The 20414-nt window shown below is 69.3% G+C and carries 19 protein-coding genes; 4 read left to right on the top strand and 15 right to left on the bottom strand.

The window, feature by feature from the left end; translation table 11 throughout:
* Window positions 1-26: 26 nt before the first annotated feature.
* Window positions 27-1391 (bottom strand): MFS transporter, encoded by a 1365-nt coding sequence (locus ABH936_RS06755; RefSeq protein ID WP_404602913.1) that lies wholly within the window; start codon window positions 1389-1391, stop codon window positions 27-29.
* Between the two features lie 296 nt (window positions 1392-1687).
* Here ABH936_RS06755 and ABH936_RS06750 point away from each other — a divergent pair, with 296 nt between their 5' ends.
* Together ABH936_RS06750 and ABH936_RS06745 are read left to right on the top strand one after the other, a co-directional pair.
* The gene (locus tag ABH936_RS06750) at window positions 1688-3319 is read left to right on the top strand and encodes a DNA repair helicase XPB (RefSeq protein ID WP_136788551.1); all 1632 of its coding nucleotides are present in this window, start codon (window positions 1688-1690) and stop codon (window positions 3317-3319) included.
* A 38-nt stretch (window positions 3320-3357) separates the two neighbouring features.
* Complete coding sequence (locus ABH936_RS06745) at window positions 3358-3594, top strand: type II toxin-antitoxin system Phd/YefM family antitoxin (RefSeq protein WP_239303069.1); 237 nt, start codon at window positions 3358-3360, stop codon at window positions 3592-3594.
* Between the two features lie 88 nt (window positions 3595-3682).
* Here the strand turns inward: ABH936_RS06745 and ABH936_RS06740 are convergent, their stop codons facing one another.
* A complete protein-coding gene (locus ABH936_RS06740) occupies window positions 3683-4099 on the bottom strand; it encodes a DUF2530 domain-containing protein (protein ID WP_235182005.1) in 417 nt (138 codons plus the stop codon).
* A 222-nt stretch (window positions 4100-4321) separates the two neighbouring features.
* Here ABH936_RS06740 and ABH936_RS06735 point away from each other — a divergent pair, with 222 nt between their 5' ends.
* Entirely contained in the window at window positions 4322-5809 is a 1488-nt protein-coding gene (locus ABH936_RS06735) for an NCS2 family permease (RefSeq protein ID WP_006946164.1), read from the top strand.
* 66 nt (window positions 5810-5875) lie between these two features.
* Here the strand turns inward: ABH936_RS06735 and ABH936_RS06730 are convergent, their stop codons facing one another.
* The 3 genes from ABH936_RS06730 to ABH936_RS06720 form a co-directional block, all read right to left on the bottom strand.
* Window positions 5876-6769, bottom strand: coding sequence for a DUF3027 domain-containing protein (locus ABH936_RS06730; protein WP_404602912.1), 894 nt, complete (start codon window positions 6767-6769; stop codon window positions 5876-5878).
* Between the two features lie 2 nt (window positions 6770-6771).
* Window positions 6772-7155 (bottom strand): cold shock domain-containing protein, encoded by a 384-nt coding sequence (locus ABH936_RS06725; RefSeq protein WP_239303072.1) that lies wholly within the window; start codon window positions 7153-7155, stop codon window positions 6772-6774.
* 90 nt (window positions 7156-7245) lie between these two features.
* Window positions 7246-7749, bottom strand: coding sequence for a hypothetical protein (locus ABH936_RS06720; protein WP_239303073.1), 504 nt, complete (start codon window positions 7747-7749; stop codon window positions 7246-7248).
* Window positions 7750-7916: 167 nt separating this feature from the next.
* On the opposite strand from ABH936_RS06720, the gene ABH936_RS06715 reads away from it, so the two are divergent.
* Window positions 7917-9161: a winged helix-turn-helix domain-containing protein gene (locus ABH936_RS06715; RefSeq protein WP_239303074.1), complete on the top strand. Its 1245-nt coding sequence runs from the start codon at window positions 7917-7919 to the stop codon at window positions 9159-9161.
* A gap of 66 nt (window positions 9162-9227) precedes the next feature.
* Here the strand turns inward: ABH936_RS06715 and ABH936_RS06710 are convergent, their stop codons facing one another.
* The 10 genes from ABH936_RS06710 to nirB form a co-directional block, all read right to left on the bottom strand.
* Window positions 9228-11063, bottom strand: a complete 1836-nt coding sequence (locus tag ABH936_RS06710; protein WP_404602911.1) for a DUF3824 domain-containing protein — start codon at window positions 11061-11063, stop codon at window positions 9228-9230.
* A 117-nt stretch (window positions 11064-11180) separates the two neighbouring features.
* The gene (locus ABH936_RS06705) at window positions 11181-11837 is read right to left on the bottom strand and encodes a response regulator transcription factor (protein WP_239303076.1); all 657 of its coding nucleotides are present in this window, start codon (window positions 11835-11837) and stop codon (window positions 11181-11183) included.
* A 120-nt stretch (window positions 11838-11957) separates the two neighbouring features.
* Window positions 11958-13268: a MacS family sensor histidine kinase gene (gene macS, locus ABH936_RS06700; RefSeq protein WP_404602910.1), complete on the bottom strand. Its 1311-nt coding sequence runs from the start codon at window positions 13266-13268 to the stop codon at window positions 11958-11960.
* Window positions 13269-13351: 83 nt separating this feature from the next.
* Window positions 13352-14086, bottom strand: a complete 735-nt coding sequence (locus ABH936_RS06695) for a LemA family protein (RefSeq protein ID WP_062258344.1) — start codon at window positions 14084-14086, stop codon at window positions 13352-13354.
* A gap of 130 nt (window positions 14087-14216) precedes the next feature.
* The gene (locus ABH936_RS06690; RefSeq protein WP_171969883.1) at window positions 14217-14981 is read right to left on the bottom strand and encodes a sirohydrochlorin chelatase; all 765 of its coding nucleotides are present in this window, start codon (window positions 14979-14981) and stop codon (window positions 14217-14219) included.
* Window positions 14974-15924 carry a uroporphyrinogen-III synthase gene (locus ABH936_RS06685; protein WP_404602909.1) on the bottom strand — a complete coding sequence of 317 codons (951 nt, stop codon included), beginning with the start codon at window positions 15922-15924 and terminating at the stop codon, window positions 14974-14976. The genes ABH936_RS06690 and ABH936_RS06685 overlap by 8 nt, the downstream gene beginning before the upstream one ends.
* Window positions 15917-16702, bottom strand: a complete 786-nt coding sequence (gene cobA, locus ABH936_RS06680; protein WP_404602908.1) for a uroporphyrinogen-III C-methyltransferase — start codon at window positions 16700-16702, stop codon at window positions 15917-15919. Before cobA ends, ABH936_RS06685 begins: the two co-directional genes overlap by 8 nt.
* 130 nt (window positions 16703-16832) lie before the next feature.
* Window positions 16833-17102, bottom strand: coding sequence for a DUF4031 domain-containing protein (locus ABH936_RS06675; RefSeq protein ID WP_006946225.1), 270 nt, complete (start codon window positions 17100-17102; stop codon window positions 16833-16835).
* A 79-nt stretch (window positions 17103-17181) separates the two neighbouring features.
* Window positions 17182-17586, bottom strand: a complete 405-nt coding sequence (locus tag ABH936_RS06670; RefSeq protein ID WP_241725085.1) for a nitrite reductase (NAD(P)H) small subunit — start codon at window positions 17584-17586, stop codon at window positions 17182-17184.
* Entirely contained in the window at window positions 17583-20219 is a 2637-nt protein-coding gene (nirB, locus tag ABH936_RS06665) for a nitrite reductase large subunit NirB (RefSeq protein ID WP_404602907.1), read from the bottom strand. Before nirB ends, ABH936_RS06670 begins: the two co-directional genes overlap by 4 nt.
* Window positions 20220-20414: the final 195 nt, after the last annotated feature.

Raw genomic sequence — 20414 nt, 5'->3', positions numbered from 1 at the left:
CGTCATCCGCGGATCACCGCGCGAGCTCAGACAGCATCGTTGAGACCCACCCCGGGCACCGCCGACGGGTCGTCGCGAACTGACTTGGGGTTCGTCTCCGGCAGCAGCCAGGCCCCGACGGCCGTCAGGACGCTGAGCACCACCATGTAGGCGGCGATCCCGTGCGTGCTGCCCGTTCTGTCGATGACGGAGGCCATGATCATCGGGGTCGGGCCGGCCAGTGCGATGGCGGCCAACTGATACGCCAACGACATGCCCGAGTACCGCATCGACGGGTGAAAGATCTCTGCAAGATAGGCGGCGAGCGGGCCGTAGATCGTCGACTGGAAGAAGCTCGTGAGAAAAGCCCCGATGGCGAACATCGCGATGCTCTTCGTCCCGAGCAGAGCGAAGTAGGGAAAGATGACGACTGCGAGGCCGATGGCTGACCAGAACACGACGGGCTTCCGTCCGATCCGGTCCGAGAGTGCGCCCGACCACAAGATCATGGGGATGTTGAGCACCGAGAGCACCAGAGTGACGAGCAGGAGACTCTCTCGTTTCATCCCGAGCTCGCTCGAGGCGTAGCTCAGGGAACCGACGATGCCGACGTAGAACATCGAATTCGTCGCCCCCATCGTGAGGCAACCGAGCAGAATGCGTTTCCACGCCTTGCGGACCACGTCGAGCGCGGGCGCCTGAGCAGGGGCGTCGTTCATCCGCTCGGCGGAACGCGCCTGCAGCTCCTTGAACTCCGGCGAGTCCTCGACCTTGTTGTGGATGTACAACCCGAGGGGGAACAGGACGACGCTCAGCAGGAACGGGATGCGCCAACCCCACGAGACGAAGTCAGCCTTGGAGACGCTCTGCGACACGACGAGAAAGATGAGGTTGCCGAGCAACACGCCGATCGGGACGCCCATCTGACCGAAGGTGCCGGCGAAGCCGCGGCGTTTCGGCCCCTCGGATTCCGTCAGGAGCAGGATGATGCCGCCCCATTGACCACCGGCCGCAAGGCCCTGGACGAACCTGAGGGTCACGAGGACGACGGGCGCGAGGACGCCGATCGTCGCGGCAGAGGGCAGGAGGCCGATGAGGAACGTCGCCCCTCCCATGGCCAGGACGCAGATCACGACGACGCGCTTGCGCCCGTACTTGTCGCCGTAGTGGCCGGCGAGCACGCCACCTAGTGGGCGGGCAAGAAAGGCCGCCCAGAACGTCCCGAACGACAGGAGGGTTCCGGTCAAGGCGGAGCTGTCGGGAAAGAACACATGAGGGAACACCAGCGCTGCTGCGGTCCCGAAGATGAAGAAGTCGTACCACTCGATCGAACTGCTCAGCAGGCTGGCGGCGAGCAGCCGCTTGCGGCGCTTCGGATCGATGGCGACGTCAGGTGCGGATACAGCAGTCACGGGGGCCTCCTGCTCGACGGGAGATGACATTTTCATGTGATCTGAAGCACACCCTAGAGCCCCACTCGTCACTTGTTGAGCAATGCTCAATAACGCATCGGTAACGGAGATCGCGTCACGGCCCACTCGATGACGGGCGGCGCCGATGTTGTGTCATGAACGCGCGCTATCTCACGCGTTCATGACACAACATCGGCCGTCTCGGTGCTCACCCCGGTCGGAATGCCCCGTCGCTGGCGCCCGTTACCCTGAACGCGGCACCTGTCGATGCCGCAGACCCCACCGAGAGGCAACGCGTGAACAACGGCGCACTCATCGTGCAGAGCGATCGGACGATCCTGCTCGAGGTCGATCACGAGAACGCCGAGGCGGCGCGTCGCGCCATTGCTCCGTTCGCCGAGCTCGAACGCGCCCCCGAGCACGTTCACACGTATCGCGTCACGCCGCTCGGCCTGTGGAACGCCCGCGCTGCAGGCCTCGATGCCGAGACGGTCGTCGACGCCCTCATCACGCACAGCCGTTTCCCCGTGCCGCAACCGCTGCTGCTCGACGTCGCCGAGACGATGGATCGTTACGGCCGTCTCGTCCTCGAGAAGGACGGCGACCAGCTCGTCCTGCACTCCACCGACAAGCCCGTGCTCGAAGAGGTGCTGCGGCACAAGAAGATCAAGCCACTCGTCGGCGATCGCCTCGACGACTTCACCGTCGCCGTCCACCCAAGTGAGCGTGGCGCGATCAAGCAGGAGCTCATCAAGGTCGGCTGGCCGGCCGAGGACCGTGCGGGTTTCGTCGACGGCGAGGCCCATCCCATCGACCTCGACACCGACGGCTGGGAGCTGCGCCCCTACCAGCGTCAGGCCGTCGACGGGTTCTGGGACGGCGGCAGCGGCGTCGTCGTCCTGCCCTGTGGCGCCGGCAAGACGCTCGTCGGCGCCGGTGCCATGGCGAAGGCCAAGGCGACGACCCTCATCCTCGTGACGAACACCGTCTCGGCCCGTCAGTGGCGCGATGAGCTGCTCAAGCGCACGACGCTGACGGAGGACGAGATCGGCGAGTACTCCGGTGCGCGCAAGGAAATCCGCCCCGTCACGATCGCGACGTACCAGGTGCTCACGCTCAAGCGAAAGGGCGTCTACCCGCACCTCGAACTGCTCGATGCGCGCGACTGGGGCCTTGTCGTCTACGACGAGGTGCATCTGCTGCCCGCGCCCATCTTCCGCATGACGGCCGACTTGCAGGCCCGTCGACGTCTCGGCCTGACGGCGACGCTCGTGCGTGAGGACAACCGCGAGGACGACGTGTTCTCCCTCATCGGCCCGAAGCGCTACGACGCACCCTGGAAGGACATCGAGAGCCAGGGTTACATCGCGCCCGCCGATTGCGTCGAGGTGCGCGTCGGGCTCTCCGACTCCGACCGCATGGCCTATGCGACGAGCGAACCCGACGAGCGCTACCGCTTCGCCTCGTGCGCGACGGTCAAGGATCCGGTCGTCGAACGCATCGTCGCCAAGCATGACGGCGAACCGACCCTCGTCATCGGCCAGTATCTCGACCAGCTCGAGACCATCGCGGGACGCCTGAACGCCGACCTCATCACCGGTGAGACGTCGGTTGCGGTGCGGCAGAAGCTGTTCCAGCAGTTCCGTGACGGCGAGATCACCAAGCTCGTCGTGTCGAAGGTCGCGAACTTCTCGATCGACCTGCCGGAGGCGAGTGTCGCCGTCCAGATCTCCGGGACGTTCGGCTCGCGTCAGGAGGAGGCCCAGCGCCTCGGTCGCGTCCTGCGCCCGAAGGCCGACGGACGCACCGCGCACTTCTACTCGATCGTCACGCGCGACACCGTCGACGCCGACTTCGCCGCGCACCGTCAGCGCTTCCTCGCCGAGCAGGGCTACGCCTACCGCATCGTCGACGAGAGCGACATCTGAGCCCTTCCCCGCGCAGCTTGGTTCGGTAGACCAACCACATGACGACGGTCAACATCCACGAGGCGAAGACTCACCTTTCCCGGCTGCTCGCCAGGGCCGAGGCCGGCGAGTCGATCACCATCGCCAAGGCAGGGCGGCCCATCGTCGACCTCGTCCCGCACGTCGCCGAGCCCGTCAGGTTCGGCACACTCGATGCGTCGTGGACGACGGCGGACGACGCCTTCGGCGATGAGACCGACACGCTCGTCGGGGCGCTGCTCGGCGCCGAGCGATGAGCATCCTGCTCGAAACACACGTCGCCCGGTGGCTACTGCAGGACGACCGTGGTCTCGGCCGAAGTGCGAAAGACGCCGTCCGCGGAGCTCACGCAGCTTCGGCGTTGCCACGTCCGCGACGCACGTAGGCCCAGCCCATGAGTCCGAGGACGGCGCCCGCGACGCACGTCCACGGCCACCAGTCACGCTCGCCCGTGTGCAGGGCGGGCACGAGAAGCGTCACGACGAGCATGACGACCCAGCACGCGACGCCGACGAGGATCACCTTGGGTGTGTCGACGTGCAGCGGCTGCGGCTTCGGAATGACGGTGTCGCCGCCGGTGAACAACTTCTCGTACGGCGATTCCTCGAGTCGCGCCTCGCCCTCGGCGGGGAGCACGACGCCAGCTTCGTAGGACATCGAGTGTTCGGCGCGCTCCCGCATCTCGCGGGCGCGCTCGATCGAGCGGGGCGTCGCACCGTCAGCACGCGGCGCGCGCTTCGGCTGACGCTGGTCTGGGCTCACCGTCACAGCCTAGTTGACGCGCCCCTGACGGGCGGCGAAGCACCGACGGCCGAGCTCGGTGCCGGCGCCCTCAGACCCGGCGGTGCGCCTCTGCTGAGCGGGGCGAAGGGACGGCAGACGTCACTCACGGGCCCGGTCATGGGCGCGCACCCGACGAGGCGGCGACGACCACCCGCTGAGCACGTTTCCCGGCGCACACGGGCGCCAAATACGATGTGCGCCATGTCGAGCACAGTCACTTCGGCCCCCGCCCCCGGGCCGCCCGCGAACGCCCTGGATCGCTACTTCAAGATCAGCGAACGCGGTTCCACCGTCGGACGGGAGATCCGCGGTGGCCTCGTCACCTTCTTCACGATGGCGTACATCGTCGTCCTCAACCCCATCATCATCGGCACGGTGCCGGACTCGACGGGCCATTACATCGGCGGCGGAACGTCGCCGAACCTCACCCTCGTGGCATCCGTGACGGCCCTCGTCGCTGGTGTGATGACGATCTTCATGGGCGCGATCGCCAAGTTCCCCCTCGCCATCGCGACCGGCCTCGGTCTCAACGCATTCGTCGCCTACTCCGTGGCGAAGCTGCCGGGCATGACCTGGCCTGACGCCATGGGGCTCGTCGTCATCGAGGGCTTCATCATCTTCCTGCTCGTCATCTCCGGTTTTCGCAAGGCACTGTTCGCGGCGATTCCGCACTCGTTGAAGACGGCCATCAGCGTCGGCATCGGGCTGTTCATCTGCCTCGTCGCCCTCCACGACGCGGGTTTCAACTCCGCCGGCGGCGGTTTCCTCCAACTCGGCCCGAGCGGCACGCTGCAGGGCTGGCCGGTGCTCATCTTCATCATCGGCGTGCTCGGTATCGCCGCGATGATGGCCCGCAAGGTGAAAGGCGCCATGCTCGTCGGCATCCTCGGTGCGACGACGCTCGCCGTCATCGCCGAGACGGTCGGCAACATCGGCAGCAAGACGAACGCCAAGGGGGACGTCGTGAACCCGGGAGGGTGGTCCCTCACCGTGCCGCAGGTGCCCGACTCGTTCGTCTCGCAGCCGAACTTCTCGATCATCGGCGACTTCTCGCTGTTCGGTGCCTTCGGCAAGATCGGCACCATCTCCACGATCCTCATCATCTTCACGCTCGTGCTCGGCGCTTTCTTCGACCTCATGGGCGCGATGTACGCCGTCGGCGCCGAGGGAGACCTGCTCGACGAGGATGGTGTGCCCGAGCACTCCGAACGCATCATGATCGTCGACTCCGTGGCCGCGATGGCCGGCGGCGCCGGCTCCATCAGCTCCAACACGGCCTTCATCGAATCGGCGTCCGGCGTCGGCGAGGGCGCGCGAACCGGCCTCGCCTCCATCGTCACCGGCGTGTGCTTCCTGCTCACGACCTTCCTGGCCCCGCTCGTCGAGATGGTGCCTTCGGAGGCCGCCGCGCCTGCCCTCGTCATCGTCGGCTACCTCATGATGACGCAGGCGAACGACATCGACTGGAAGGACATGGAGATCGGCCTTCCCGCCTTCCTGACGATGGCGCTCATGCCCTTCACCTACTCGATCGCCGTCGGCATCGGCGCCGGGTTCATCAGCTTCATTCTGATCAAGCTGGTCAAGGGCAAGGCGAAGGACGTGCACCCACTCATGTACGTCGTCGGGCTCTTCTTCCTCGTCTACTTCGGCATCGAACCGGTCAAGCAGATCCTCGGCGTCAGCTGAGGCAGCGATCATGCGGCGAGGGCCGCCCACCACGTGGTGGGCGGCCCTCGCCGCATGATCGCTGCCTCAGGCCTCGTCGTGCTCGGTGTTCTCGTGCTCGGTGTTCTCGCGCGCACCCTTGCCGCCGTCCGAGACCTCGAGGTCGACGTCAAGTTCGTCGAGCACCGGCGCATCCTGATGGTCGTGCGCCTGCGGAGCTTCCATGTCGGCCTCGGAATGGGCGCCGCACCCGAAGTCGAGGGCGACGACCTTGCCGTCGGCGGGCGACCAGTCGTTGGCGCAGACACCGAACTGCTGACGCAGCACACCCGCCATCGGCAGGAAGTAGCCACACGTCGCGCACGGCGCGGGAGCCTTGCGGGCGACGTCGGACGACGGCCCGTTCTCTCCGTCGTACCAGCGCTGAGCCGCCTCGTCGCGCCCCTCTGCCGAGAGCACGCGCGCGCGGCCGAGGCCGAGCTCGAAGATGGCGACCTGGTCGACGTCCTCGTTGCCGGTTGCCTCGAACCCGCCTTCGAGGCGCGGGTCGTCCTCCTTGTACGGCAGCACGTCGCCGGCGCTCAGGTCGCCCGGGGCGAGCCGGTCAGCCCACGGCACCCACTCGGGCGCGAGGATCGACGACGCCGTCGGCACGAGATTCGTCTCGCAGACGGTGGCGACCTTCGCGCGGGGCGCGCGGGCCACGGAGACGGCCCACTGCCAGTCGGGGTAGCCCTTGGCCAGGCTCGCGAAGTAGTGCGTGCCGAGTCGCTCCGAGTTCATCTCGAAGCGCACGTGCTCACCGACCGTGTCGCGGTAGGCGATCTCGACGACGGCGGCGCGCGCCATGTCGCGTGCGGCGTCAGCGGCGAGGACGGCGTCGTTCTTCACCACCTTGACGCGGCGAGCCTTCGGTGACGACGCGGGCGCCGGCTCGACGGGTTCGCTCGCCGCGGAGGGCACGAAGGGGACGTCAGACATGATCAGACCTCGAGGTCGTCGGCCACGGCGCGCAGCACCGTCGCGATCTTGTTCGAATGGCTGCGGTCGGCGTAACGCCCCTTCTGCAACCCGGAGGACAGGTCATCGAGCAGACGGATCACGTCTTCGACGATAACGCTCATCTGCTCAGCGGGCTTGCGCTTGCGCTCGGCGATCGACGGCGGCGCGTCGAGCAGCTGAACGTGCATCGCCTGCGCGCCCTTGCGCCCGTCGACGACGCTGTACTCGATGCGCATTCCGCCACGCAGCTGGCTCACCCCGGCAGGCAGCGCGCTCGCGGGCACGAAGACGTCGACGCCGTCGTCCCCGGAGACGAAGCCGAAGCCCTTCTCGGCGCTGTAGAACTTGACCTTGCCGACCGGCACGTCGCACCTCTTTGCTCATGAGGCCGACGGGCGACCTCGGGTGGGATGGCTCGCGCGTGCGGCACCCCGTCGAACAGTAACTTTTCGAGTTTACCGGCGCGTGTGCGGCGGGTCCGAATCGTCGGACTCGACGCGCGTCACGCTCGGCTCGGCGGCCTCGATGCCGGCGTCATCCGAGCCTGCATCGCGCTCGTGCTCGCCGTCCCTGCTGCCGGCGTTGTCCTCACGCAGTTGCTGCTGCATCTGCCGCAGCATGTCGGCACGGGCCGAGCGCGACGCAGCATCGCCCGCCGACGCACGGCGGGCGGTCGGCGGCTGCGTGACGGCGCGCGAGCGCCACCAGAAGAACACCCCGCCGAGCAGCATCGCGAACCCGGCGAGCAGGACGACGAGACAGACCAGCGCCCACACCACCATGGCGGCATGGAGCAGCGCGCCGACATGCCCCCGGTCGGCCAGCTTGACGGCTACCGTCACCCACGCGCCGATGAGCAGTGGCGAGGCCACCCACAGCAGCGCAGCGCCGACGATCGCGAGCCGTTTGCCGCGCGCCAGCAGCGCGGTCGAGAAACTCTCCTCGTGCACGTCGTCCATGGCGCGAACGCTACCGCGCGCCGGCGACAACCCTTTCATTCCAGGCCTTCGGCGCCGCCCGTCAGGTGCCGAGTGCTGCCCGGACGCCGGCGCGTCGCCACGCCGTCACGGGGCCGGAAAACCCCGAGCCGACGGGGTTGTCGGGGCCGCCCACTACTGTCGGCGACATGACGAACCGCAGTCCGCGACGCCTCAGCACCGCGCAGGCACGCCGCATCGCGTTGGCCGCCCAGGGGTTCGCGAAGGCACGCCCCGAGAGCGTCACGACACGCCACCTGACGGCGACCGCCGCGCGCCTGCAGGTCGTGCAGATCGACAGCGTCAACGTCCTCACGCGCAGCCACTACCTCCCCTTCTTCAGCCGCCTCGGCCCGTATGCGCAGCGCGACCTGGACGCGCTTCGGGACCGCGCGCCACGTCGTCTCGTCGAGTATTGGGCGCACGAGGCCAGTCTCGTGACGCCGCAGGTGTGGCCGCTGCTGCGTCACCGCATGGCGCGCGCCCATGAGGACGCCTGGGGTGGCATGCGTCGCGTCGCAGCCGAGCACCCCGACCTCGTCGAACGCGTCCACGCCCACGTCACGACGCACCCGCCCGCCACAGCCCGCGAGATCGAGGTCGCGCTCGAACACGACGAGCAGCTGAACAACGACCACTGGGGCTGGAACTGGTCGCTCGTCAAGGCAGCCCTGGAGCACCTGTTCTGGGCGGGCCGCATCACCTCGGCCGGACGCACGCCGCAGTTCGAACGTCGCTACGCGAGCCTCGAGCGCGTCCTGCCGAACCAGATCGCCGACGCCGCACTGGCCGAGGAGTTCTTCTCACCGACCCCCCTGATCGACGCCCCTGCGGGCAGCGACGTCGCCTACTTCGACGACGTCGTCGAACTCGTGCGACGCAGCGCGATGGCGCACGGGGTCGGCACCGAGCTGTGCCTACGGGATTACTTTCGACTCAAGGGCGCGCAGGTGCGTCCGGCGATCGAGCACCTGGTGACGGCGGGCGAACTCGAACCCGTCGACGTCGAATGCTTCGACAAACCCGCGTGGCGCCACGTCGATGCAAAGATCCCTCGCCGCATCGAGACGGCCGCGCTGTTGTCGCCGTTCGACTCACTCATCTGGCAGCGCGAACGCACCGAGGCACTGTGGAACTTCCGCTACCGCCTCGAGATCTACACCCCCGCCGCGAAGCGTCAGTACGGCTACTACGTCCTGCCGTTCCTGTTCGGCGAGCGCCTCGTCGCGCGCGTCGATCTGAAGGCCGACCGCGCCGCCGGGGTGTTGCGCGCTCACGCGATCCACTGGGAGCCGGGCGCCCCCGCCGCACACCCAGGCGCCGCGGACGCCTTGAGCGACGAGCTCACGACCATGGCGACATGGTTGGGTCTCGAGGGTTGGCGCGCCGCATGAACGACGCACGCGCACCGGTGACGGGCGGGTCCGCCCCACCCGTCACCGGTGCGCGTTTGGCTCATGTCAGACGTGACGCTCCTGACGCGGCTCCGACGATGCCTTCGGCTGCTTCGCTTCCTTCGAGGCCAGCGCGTAGGTGCGGGCATACGTGGTGCCGGCCGCGAGCAGGACGAGGCCTGCGACGACGCACGTCATGGCCCGCGTCATCGCGCCCATGTAGGCGAGATCGAACATGAGCAACTTGAGAAGGGCGCAGCCGAGCAGCGCGAGACCCCACGTCATCGACGCCGACAGGTGGCGCGGCCGCGTCAGGCCGGCGACGAGCACGAGCGCGGCGAGCGCCATCGCGCCGACGGTGATGACGAGGTGCACGAGGAAGAAGCCCGACGGCGTGCGACCCAGGCAGGTGATCAGCGACATCGCGAAGCCCAGCAGACCGATGAAGCCGGCACCGACGAGCGTCATCTGGACGTGCGGCGCGGGCATCGTCCGGCCCCGGACCGACCAGGTCGCGACGGCGGCCACCGTGAGCATGAGCAGCCCGCTCACCGCGACGGATGCCGGCAGTTCAGCGGCACGCCCCCGGTAGAACAGGTCGATCGTGGGAGAGGCCACCTGCTGCGCAACGGCGGCGAGACCCAGCGCTCCGAGGGCCAGCTGACCGTCCATGCGCTGACGCGTCATGCCCTGCGCGGCGAACAGCACGAGCGCAGCGGCGAGGAACGGCAGGGCGAGCCACGGCCCGGTCGTCATGGCGAAGGCCAACGTCAGCGCGTTGATGACGGTGACGACGAGCGCGCCCAGGCGCAGCTCGCGCCCCGCGTGCCGCAGGGCCCACCACGTCAGTGCCGCGACGAGCATCGCCCCGAGGGCCAGCAGCGTCCACGTCGAACGGTCGGCGCGGATCATGAAGACCCACATCGGCAGCCAGGCGCTGACGTAGGCGGCCGCACCCCAGCGCGCGTCGGGACGAACCGTCGCGGTGAGCAGCGTCGTCGTCACCGCGGTGAGGGCGATGAGGCCGATCATGACGGGCACCTGGACGCTGTGGTCGAGGTCGATCCAGAACGTCGCGGCGAGCACGACGGGGACGGTCCGCGCGAGGCCGAGCTCGTCCCAGCGACGCGTCAGCTCGGGTGCGACGCCGACGAGCTGGATGACGAACAGGAACGCGACGAGCGCGAGGCCGGGGCCCTGCGTCAAGGAGGGCGCGAACACGCAGACCGCGACCATGATCGCGATGGCGAGCCATTTCTCGTCCCAGCGCATCGCGAGCAGGAACGCGGCTGCCGCGACGACGAACGCCATCGCGAGGCCGACACTCAACGGCACCCACGCGTAGAGGCGGGTGACGGCGATGACGTCGAAGTACGCCGCGGACGCTGCCGTCGCGAGCAGCGCGATGGAGCCGATCTGGCCACCCGGTCGACGGCGCACCCACGACGCGGCCGCGGCGAGAGCCGCCGAACCCGCGGCGCCACCGACGACGCGGACCGGCGGCGTCAGGATGCCTTCACGCGCCGCCATGACGAGCAGGAGCACGACCCCGACGAGCGTGACGACGACACCCGCGGCTGCCAGCAGCACCGCGACGATCTGCTGGTTGTCGAACCGTCGAGGCTTTAGTTCGGGAGGTGGCGGCGGGATGAACGCGAGCGAACCGGGAAATGCGGGTGCCGGTCCTGCACCAGGGCGCCCGTCATGGGGGGCCGGGCCGGGAGCGGCACCGCTGTACTGGCCTTGCCGATGACCACTGTTCGGCGTCGCCCCCATGAACGGTGGCGGCGGCGTCGAGTGGCCGTCAGGAGCGTCGAAGGCAGGGCGTCCGGAGTACGACGGACCGTAGGGCGGCACCGGGCGGGACGGGTCGAAGGAGTTCGAGGGCTGGTTCTCATTCATGCCTTCGAGCCTCGTCGGCCGTCGGCTTCGGCGCCTGAGCAGGACTACTCAGACGACGTGAGTAATGGACGCGAGTGAGTGCTCAGGACGCCCCTGTCCACGCAGGTGCGGCGAACGTCAGTCGAGGCCGTTCTCGAGAGCGAACCGCGTCAGTTCGACGCGGTTGGCGAGGTGCAGCTTGCGCAGCGTCGCGGCGACGTGGTTGTCGACGGTGCGGCTGCTGAGGCCGAGCCGCGAGGCGATCTGCTTCGACGCGAGCCCCTTCGCAACCATGCGCAGCACCTCGCTCTCGCGGGGCGTCAGGGCGCTCGCCGGGTCGTTCGTGGTGTCGACGCGGCCACGCAGGTGCGCGAGCACCAGCCCGGCGAGTTCGGGGGTGAACACCGCGTCTCCGCGCAGCGTCGCCTCGACCGCGTCGACGAGTTCGGCGGCGCTGGCACTCTTGAGCAGGTAGCCCGACGCACCAACCTTTACGGCGTCGAGCACGTCGCTGCGCGCCGACGACGCCGACAGCACGAGCACCTTGACCTCGGCGAGCGTCAGCATGATGGCGGACGTCGCGTCGGCACCGTTGCCGTCGGGCAGATTCATGTCCATGAGGACCAGGTCGGGGCGCGTCGCACGAGCGCGATCGACGGCCTCGCGCACGGACCCGGCGGTGGCGACGACGTCGTAGCCGCGCGCGACGAGGTCGCGTTCGACGGCGTCACGCCACATCGGATGATCGTCGACGATCATGACGCGGGCCTGGGGCTCACGGGACGAGTCATTCATGACGACATTGTCGCGGACGCCAAGATCGCGAGCCACCGTGGCGCTGCGGCGCTCCACTGCTGCGGCGGATGAGAACGCCCGTCGCGCGACACGATCATGATCGAGGCCGCTTGCCGCGCCTCAGCGCGGCACCGTGAACTCCCACTCGACGCCCTCGCCCGGCGCGGTGGTGAGATGCGCGCGTCCGCCGATCGCCTCGATGCGTCCGACGATCGATCCGCTGACGCCCAGTCGCCCTTCGGCGCGTGCCTGCGCCGGCCGTTCCGGCGACATGCCCACGCCGTCGTCACGGACGGTGACGACGACCTCATCGCCGAGATCCTCGAGCAGGACGTACGAGGTCGCGGGTGCGCCACCACGCCCGGCGTGCAAATCGGTGTTCGTCAGGGCTTGCCGCACCGCCGCGGTGATCTCGGCGACGACGTCGGGGCGCAGCGTCACCGCCTCGGCTCCGGCGCTGACGTGGCACCGACGGCTCTCGAGGGCGAGCAGCGCCTGGCGCAGATCCGTCGGGTCAGGCGCGTCAGACCGGCGGGCAGCACCCCGCGCCGGCGCGTCCACCGACGACGCCTCTATGCCGGCGTCGAGAGCTCCCCCACCCCGCGCCACCCCGTTCTGACCCGCATCACGCAGGCTGGAGGCGACTCCCCCGGCGAGACCATTAAGACGCACTGCCCCCGCGTTGCCCGCCCACGTGCCGTCGCGGCGCGCGCTGTCGTCGCCGTCCGCGATGAGGTGGCGTAGAGCCTGCTCCTGCTCGGCGGCGAGCTGCCCGACACGCGCGAACTCACCACCCGCGCGCTCCCCTTCGCGCGCGGTCAAGGCGAGCACCTGCAGCACTCCGTCGTGCACCTGCCGGGCGAGCCGTTCGCGCTCCGCGGCCCGGGCGCGCAGCTCGAGCGCCCTCGTCAACTGCTCGTGGGCGCGCTGCACACCGTGGCTCGCCACCCCCGCGGCGATGCCCGCACTGACGAGAATGGGCAGCGTCGGTGAACGTTCGAGCCACGACAGATCTCCGCCGACGTGCAGGCACGCGAGCCCCAGGACGACGGCGCTCGCGAAACCTGCGCCGACACCCCACATCATCCCGGCGGTGAGCACGGCGTTCGTCACCCACATCGTCGTCGGCAGGCTCTGTTTGTGATCCCACCAGCTCTCGGGTGCGACGATCCACGTCGAGTAGACGAGCGCGAGCGTGACGACCTGGTCGAGCCCGATGAGCACAGGCCGCCAGGTGCGGCGCGCGAACATCGTGTACGCCGCGATGCCGGACCAGATGCACTGCACCGCGATGAGGGCGCTTGCCAGGTGGGGGCGCGAATAGTGCGAGATCGCCATCGAATGGATGAAGAGGCTGTACGCGAGCGTCAGGACGCGAAACGCGCCCGAGGTTGCCCAGAGCGACCCCATCGCGTCGTCGGGCAGGCCCACGCCCCAGCCCGTCCATCGGGAGGCGACGGACGACGCCCCGAACCGCACAGGCGATTCGGGGCGTCGACGCAGGTGGGCTCGGCTCACTTGCGCTGCTCCGGGTACGGCACCCCGTAACCCTCCTGGCCGGGCGCCTGGTACTGGCCACTCGCGGTGTTCTGCGTCGGGTACGGCATCTGCGACGGCGGCAGCTGCGGCTGCTCGTTGTACGGACGCTGCTGGCTCTGCGGCGCGTCGAACTGCACGTTCGGCGCCTGGTCGTTCGTCATGTTGACGCGCGGGGCACCCTTCGTCGCCTCGTCGGCCTCGTAGTACTCGGCCTTCGTCACGCCCGCGGGGCCGGCCATGAACTTCGTCGGGATCGAGTCGACCTTCGAGTTGAGCGAGCTGACGCACGCGTTGTAGTAGCGGCGCGCGTTGGAGATGCGGTCCTCGGTCGAGCTGAGCTCGCCCATGAGCTGCTGGTAGTTCTGGTTCGACTTGAGGTCGGGGTAGGCCTCGGAGACGGAGATGAGGCGACCCAGCGCCTGGCTCAGCTCACCCTCGGCCTCGGCGACCTGCGCCGGCGAACCGTTCGTGTTGACGGCCGCACCACGCGCGCGGATGACGGCGTCGAGCGTGCCCGCCTCGTGCTTCGCGTACGCCTTGACCGTCTCGACGAGGTTCGGGATGAGGTCGTGACGACGCGTCAGCTCGACGTCGATCTGGTGCCAGGCCTCTTGCACCGTGTTGCGCTGCTTGACGAGGCCGTTGTACATCATGACGGCTGCGACGACGAGCGCGACGATGATGACGAGAAGGATGATGACGAACGTCATGAGTGGCTCCTGCTTCGAGGGGTCATGTCTGCTTCGACCCTAGCCGACGGCAGCGACCACCGTCAGCGCTCGATGCGTGTCACGGCGCGATTCGCCCCCGGCGGGGCCGGCTGCGCCTGGGGACTGGAGGTCACTCCTCGTCGAAGCGGGTGAGGATCTGCTCGACGATCTGGGGGGATGCGCCCAGCGGCGCGGTGACGATTTCGGCGCCCGAACGCGTCAGCTTGTCATGGAAGTGCCCCTCGCCGAGCAGCAGCGCGGCGACGGCGACACGGACGTGAGGGTGGTCGCGGTTTGCGCTCACGGCGTCGGGCACGGACGGGGTGGCAGCCGAGCCGAAGGCCACGTCGATCGAGGTACCCCAGACGTCAGCGAGCAGACGTGCCTGGGCGCGGGCGTCGGCGGTGGCCTCGGCGCGGCTGGACCCGGCGGCGGCCATGACGATCGCGTCGCCGGGACGCGCGCCTGCCTCGCGGAGGCGCTGCGCGAGCAGTTCCGCGATGGGTCGCGACGGGCCGAGCGCGCCCGTCGAGCGCGCGTTGTCGTGCGGCGCAACGGCTTTCGCGACGTCGACCCGCACGTGGTAGCCGCCGCAGAACAACAGCGGCACGGCGACGACCTCGTCGAACTCGGGCACCAAGCGCGCCACGACGTCCGCGACCTTCGGCTCCTGCACGTCGACATACGCCTCGGTGACGGTGAGGTCGGGGCGCGCGGCGCGAACCGCGTCGGCGAGATCGTGGACGACCCGCCGGCCCTGTGGGCTCGCCGTCCCGTGGGCGACGAGGACGAGTGCGGCTCGCCGGCCGCCACGCGCGGGCGCCGTTGCAACAGCGGAGGATTCAGGGGGCGCGAGATCGGGCGCGGTCGGGGCGACCGTCATGTCGTCAGGCATGGCCGTCATTGTGCCCGCCGAGGGTGTCGGCGACCAGGCGCGTCAAGGCGCCGAGGCGAAAGCGCGTCGGCACGATCGGTTCGACGCCGCACTCGCGCAGCGGCGCCGCGGTGGTGTCACCGACGCAGGCCGCGATGACGCGCCCCTCGCGCAGCATGTCCAGCACGGCATCCTGTTGACCCGAGGCGCGCGCGGCGTCGAGAAAGGCGAAGACGCCGGGAGCTGCGGTGAACGCGACGACATCGACGTCGGATCGCGCGACGAGATCGACGGCGCGCGCGACCGCAGAGGGGTCGGGCGCCGGGCCCCAGCGGTAGACGACGAGCGAGACGACGTCAGCACCTGCGGCGCGCAGGGTCTCGTCGATGCCGTCGGAACCGGCGCCGTGGTGTTGCACAGCGACGCGGACGCCGTGGAGCGACTCCCCGCGCAGACGTTCCTTGATCTCCTCGGCCGTCTCCGAGGCGGCCGTCCACGTGACCTCGAGACCCGCTCCGACGACAGCGCCGCGCGCCTTCGGCCCGCGGGCGTAGATGCGAGTCGTCCGCAGTGCGTCGAGGAGTCGCTCGCGCAGCCCGGCTGCCTCCGCGGCCTCGAACCAGCCCCGGAACCCGATGCCCGTCGTCACGACGAGCAGGTCGGGCGGCTCCTCGGTCAGCGCGCGGGTATGGGCGAGCAGCTCAGGGTCGTCGACGTGCGGCACGTGCGACATCGTCGCTGCCCGGACCACCTCGGCGCCGCGACGTTCGAGCGGTGCGGCGAACTCATCGGCCTTGCGCTGCGCGGTGATGACGATGCGCCGCCCGGCGAGGTCGTGCGGCGCCTGTCGCTGCTGGGGAGCGGAATCCGAAGCGAACTCCACCGAAGCGACGGCAGAGGCGTGCGACGCACGCCGAGCGGCGTCTCGAGGGGCGCTCGCGCCGTCCGGCTGCTGGTCACGCATCGGTCTCACCCGTCCCCTCGGTGGTGGCTTGCTGCGTCGTCATGTCGATGATCGCCGCGTCGGGCAGGACGTCGACGACGTCGCCGATGACGATGACGCTCGGGTTGCCGATGCCCCGCGTGGCGCACTCGCCGGCGAGCTCGTCGAGGGTGGAACGCACGACCTGCTGCAGCGGCGTCCACGCACGGTGGACGACGCCCGCGGGCGTCGCGGCCGGTTTGCCGTGCGCGACGAGGCCGGCCGTCAGCTCGCCCAGGCGTCCCATCCCCATGAGGACGACGATGGTGTGCGGCCATGCCGCCAGCGCCGGCAGCGCCAGTTCGTCGTGCCCGGAGAGCACGAGCAGGCCCGCCGACCATCCGCGATGCGTCACCGGGATGCCGCCGGCGAGCGGCGCGGAGAGCGCGCTCGTCACGCCGGGCACGACATCGACGTCGATGCCGTGCGCGTGGCAGGACAGGTATTCCTCCCCCCCGCGGCCGAGCAGGTACGGATCGCCGCCCTTGAGGCGCACCACCCGCCGCCCGGCCCGCGCCTCACGCACGAGAATCGCGTTGATCTCGTCCTGCGGAACGGGGTGATGGTGCGGGCTCTTGCCGACGTCGATGATCTCGGCGCTCAGATCGAGACGCGCCAGTTCGTCCCGCGGGCCAAGGCGATCGGCGACGATGACGTCCGCCTGCTCGAGCTCGCGCAGGGCACGCAGCGTCAGCAGGTCGAGCGAACCCGGTCCGCCGCCGACGAGGACGACGCGCCCCGCCGCGACTGCGTCGCTCATCCGTTCCTCCTCGCTGCGGCCCTTTGTGTTCACTCCCCGACCTTAGGCAGCGACGCGCCGCGGCCGCCGTGATGTTCGTGACGCGAGAAGCGACGCGCACTCACGCCCGCGCAGCACCCGTCGAGCAGTTTCATGATCGGCGCTCCACGGCACGAACCCGCACACCGCCGGCGATCAATCGGCGAATGAGCTCAGTGGCGCGCACGGGCAGCGCGCCACCCGCGACCAACGCGTCGTACATGCGCTCCGGCACGTCGTAGTGGTCGACGTCGAACGCAGCATCCGGAACGCCATGATCGTGCGCGAACGCGTGCAGCTCGTCGAGCGAGCTGTCGGAGACGAGATGCGAGAACACCGTGCCCCACGCGGGCCACATCGGCGGGTCGATGAGGATGGCCACCGTCCCATCATCGCGGTTGGCCGGGCACATCGCCACCGTCCCCGCCGCAGGCGACCGACCTGGCGAGGCGGCCGGACGATCAGCGCGTCGTCTGCTCCGGTTCTGCGTAGTCGCTCGTGCGCTCGCCCAGCTCGATCATCCCGTCGCGCTCACGCACGGCCCAGGTGCCGAGACGGACGGCGCGGTCGGCGACGTCCTCGCCCGTCCGCACGTCGAAGGCCTGCTTGTACAGCGGCGACTGGATGACGTCGTACGTCTCACCGTCCAGAGTGCGCGTCCCGACGACGCCGCGGGCGATGACGTTCGCGAGGGCGTACGGGTCACGGTGGCCGACGGCGAACACCTCGTCGTTCGCGAGGCGCACGAGGGCGACCTGCGCGCCGTCCGGCGTGAGTGCCGCAACGGCCCGCTCCGGTGTCAGCCGGTCGACGGCGCACACCGGGGTCCACGAGGTACCGGCCTCGCTAGGCGTGGGGGTTGTCATCCCTGGCCTCCTTGTGCAGCGCCTGCGCCGACGGGGATGCGCTCGCCTGCGATCCGGACGGGACGTCGGTTGGAGTCGATGAGTTCGAGGGTGGCGTCGGCCTTCTCGGCCGGGGTCGCCGGGCGGGGCTGGTCACGTTCCACGACGTAGAGCAGATCGGGGTCGACGTTCGTGTCGTCGTTGACGAAGGCCGTGAACCGGGCGAGCTTCTCAGGGTCCTCCAGGACGTCGCGCCACTCGTCGGAGTAGGCGTTGACGTGACGTTCCATCATCGCGTCGAGGTCGGCGCAGATGCCCAACGCGTCGTCCATGATCACCTCGCGCAGGTGCTCGGTGCCGCCCTCGAGCTCGGCGAGCCACGGCGCGGTGCGCTGCAGCCGCTCGGCTGTCGAGATGTAGAACATGAAGAACCTGTCGATGGTGCGGATCAGTTCTTCTTCGTCGAGGTCCTCAGCGAGCAACTGCGCGTGCACCGGCTTGAAGCCACCGTTACCCCCGACGTAGAGGTTCCACCCGTTCTCCGTCGCGATGATGCCGGCGTCCTTGCCGCGCGCCTCGGCGCACTCGCGCGCGCACCCGGAGACACCCATCTTGAGCTTGTGCGGGCTGCGCAGCCCCTTGTACCGGGTCTCGAGGTCGATCGCGAGACGGACGGAGTCGCGCACGCCGAAGCGGCACCAGGTCTGCCCGACGCACGACTTCACCGCACGCAAGCTCTTGCCGTATGCCTGGCCGCATTCGAAGCCCGCGTCGAGCAACTCGCGCCAGATGGCGGGGAGCTGGTCGATGCGGGCACCGAACATGTCGATGCGCTGGGCGCCGGTGATCTTCGTGTAGAGGCCGTACTTCTCGGCGATCTGCCCGATCGCGACGAGACCCGACGGCGTCACCTCACCACCCGGGATGCGCGGCACGACCGAGTACGTACCGTCCTTCTGCATGTTGGCGAGGACGTGATCGTTCGTGTCCTGCATCGTCGCCTGCTGACCGTCGAGCACGTGGCCGTTCTCGAGACTGGCGAGGATGTTGGCGATCGTCGGCTTGCACACGTCACAGCCACGCCCGGCGCCGAAACGCTCGATGACGTCGTCGAAGGACGTGAGCTTCGCGACCTTGATCGCGTTGAACAGCTGGCTTCGTGACAATGGCATGTGCTCGCACAACGACCTGTCGACCTCGATACCGGCCTTCGCCTGCTCGACCTCGACGAGCTTGATGACGAGCGGCAGGCATGATCCGCACGAGGTCCCTGCCTTGGTGCAGGTCTTGATGTCCGAGACCGTCGTGGCACCGTCCGCGAACGCCGCACGGATCTGGCCCGCACTCACGTTGTTGCACGAGCAGACGCCCGCGTCGTCGGGCAGTTCGAGGTTGATCTCGGCCTTCGCGCCGCGTTCGTCCTCGGGGATGACGAAGGCGCTCGGCGCTGCGAGGTCGTGGCCGACCATCGCCCGCAGGCTCGGGAACGCGCTCGCATCACCGACGAGCACTCCGCCGAGGAGGGTGTGTCCGTCATCGGCGACGACGAGCTTGCGGTACCAGCCGGTCATGGCATCCGAGTAGACGACCTCGCGCGCGCCGGGCGTCGCGGCGAACGCGTCGCCGAAGCTCGCGACGTCGACGCCCATGAGCTTGAGCTTCGTCGAGGAATCGGCGCCGTCGAAGTCCGGCGCTTCGCCGAGCAGATGCGCAGCGGCGATCTCGGCCATCGTGTACCCGGGTGCGACGAGGCCCCACACCTCCCCCTGGATGCACGCGACCTCACCGATCGCGTGGATGGCCGGGTCCGTCGTGGCGCAGTGGGTGTCGACGAGGACGCCGCCGCGAGGCCCGAGCTCGAGGCCCGCGGCACGCGCGAGTTCGTCGCGAGGACGGATGCCCGTGGCGAAGACGACGACGTCCACGTCGTCCCGCTCGCCACTCGCGTAGTCCATCGAGGCGACGCGACCGTCGTCGCCCGCGTTGATGCGTGCCGTGGCGGTCGAGGTGCGCACGTGCACGCCGGTGCCTTCGATGATGCGCTTGAGATCCTCGCCGCCTCCCGCGTCGACCTGCATGGGCATGAGGCGGTCAGCGAACTCGACGACCGTCGTATCCGCTCCCATCGCCTGCAGCGCGCCACCGGCCTCGAGGCCGAGCAGACCACCTCCGATGACGGCGCCGCGCACCTGCCGCTCGGGGTGGCGTCCGGCCGTGTCCGAGACGTAGCGCCGAAGCGCCTCGACATCGTCGAGGGTGCGGTAGACGAAACAACCCGTGACGTCGCGCCCCTCGATGGGCGGCACTGCGGCGTGCGAGCCCGTTGCCAGGATGAGGGCGTCGTAGGAGATGTGCTCGCCGCCCTCCGTCTCGACGGCTCGCGCGTCTCGGTCGATGCCGGTGACGAGCGTGCCCGTGCGCAACGTCACGCGTTCGTCGTCCCAGACACTCTCGTCGAGCAGCAGATCTGACGCGGTGGAGCCCGAGAAGAAGCTCGTCAGATGCACCCGGTCGTACGGCGCGAACGGCTCGTCACCGATGACCGTGAGCGAGACGCGGCGCGCTTCGTCCTTCGCGAGGAGCGTCTCGGCGAACTTGTGGGCCACCATCCCCGCGCCGATGACGACGACGTGGGTGGGTCTGTCTTGGCGCATGCTTCCTCCGGGAACGGGTCGTGTCATCCCACCGTACGAGCGCAGCGGGACGTCGGCGAAGGGGCCATGGTCCCGATTCACCGGGTGTTCACCTGCAGCGGTGTCCGGCTCCGTGGCGACGGCGCGCACCCCTGGTGCACAGACGAACGAGCCGCCACCGGTGACGGTGGCGGCTCGTTCGCGTACAGCCAAGAG

Origin of the sequence: Dermacoccus sp. GAS27A (assembly GCF_044909235.1) — a bacterium.
Classification (GTDB): domain Bacteria; phylum Actinomycetota; class Actinomycetes; order Actinomycetales; family Dermatophilaceae; genus Dermacoccus; species Dermacoccus nishinomiyaensis.
This window is presented reverse-complemented; position numbering and strand designations above follow the sequence as displayed.

Bases quoted from the DNA above. Each gene is read 5' to 3' on its own strand.
- ABH936_RS06735 (WP_006946164.1), top strand. From the start codon at position 4,322: ATGTCGAGCACAGTCACTTCGGCCCCCGCCCCCGGGCCGCCCGCGAAC.
- ABH936_RS06695 (WP_062258344.1), bottom strand. From the start codon at position 14,086: ATGACGTTCGTCATCATCCTTCTCGTCATCATCGTCGCGCTCGTCGTC.
- ABH936_RS06685 (WP_404602909.1), bottom strand. From the start codon at position 15,924: ATGCGTGACCAGCAGCCGGACGGCGCGAGCGCCCCTCGAGACGCCGCT.
- ABH936_RS06670 (WP_241725085.1), bottom strand. From the start codon at position 17,586: ATGACAACCCCCACGCCTAGCGAGGCCGGTACCTCGTGGACCCCGGTG.
- ABH936_RS06690 (WP_171969883.1), bottom strand. From the start codon at position 14,981: ATGCCTGACGACATGACGGTCGCCCCGACCGCGCCCGATCTCGCGCCC.
- nirB (WP_404602907.1), bottom strand. From the start codon at position 20,219: ATGCGCCAAGACAGACCCACCCACGTCGTCGTCATCGGCGCGGGGATG.
- ABH936_RS06745 (WP_239303069.1), top strand. From the start codon at position 3,358: ATGACGACGGTCAACATCCACGAGGCGAAGACTCACCTTTCCCGGCTG.
- ABH936_RS06710 (WP_404602911.1), bottom strand. From the start codon at position 11,063: ATGAATGAGAACCAGCCCTCGAACTCCTTCGACCCGTCCCGCCCGGTG.
- ABH936_RS06720 (WP_239303073.1), bottom strand. From the start codon at position 7,749: ATGGACGACGTGCACGAGGAGAGTTTCTCGACCGCGCTGCTGGCGCGC.
- cobA (WP_404602908.1), bottom strand. From the start codon at position 16,702: ATGAGCGACGCAGTCGCGGCGGGGCGCGTCGTCCTCGTCGGCGGCGGA.
- ABH936_RS06730 (WP_404602912.1), bottom strand. From the start codon at position 6,769: ATGTCTGACGTCCCCTTCGTGCCCTCCGCGGCGAGCGAACCCGTCGAG.
- ABH936_RS06715 (WP_239303074.1), top strand. From the start codon at position 7,917: ATGACGAACCGCAGTCCGCGACGCCTCAGCACCGCGCAGGCACGCCGC.
- ABH936_RS06705 (WP_239303076.1), bottom strand. From the start codon at position 11,837: ATGAATGACTCGTCCCGTGAGCCCCAGGCCCGCGTCATGATCGTCGAC.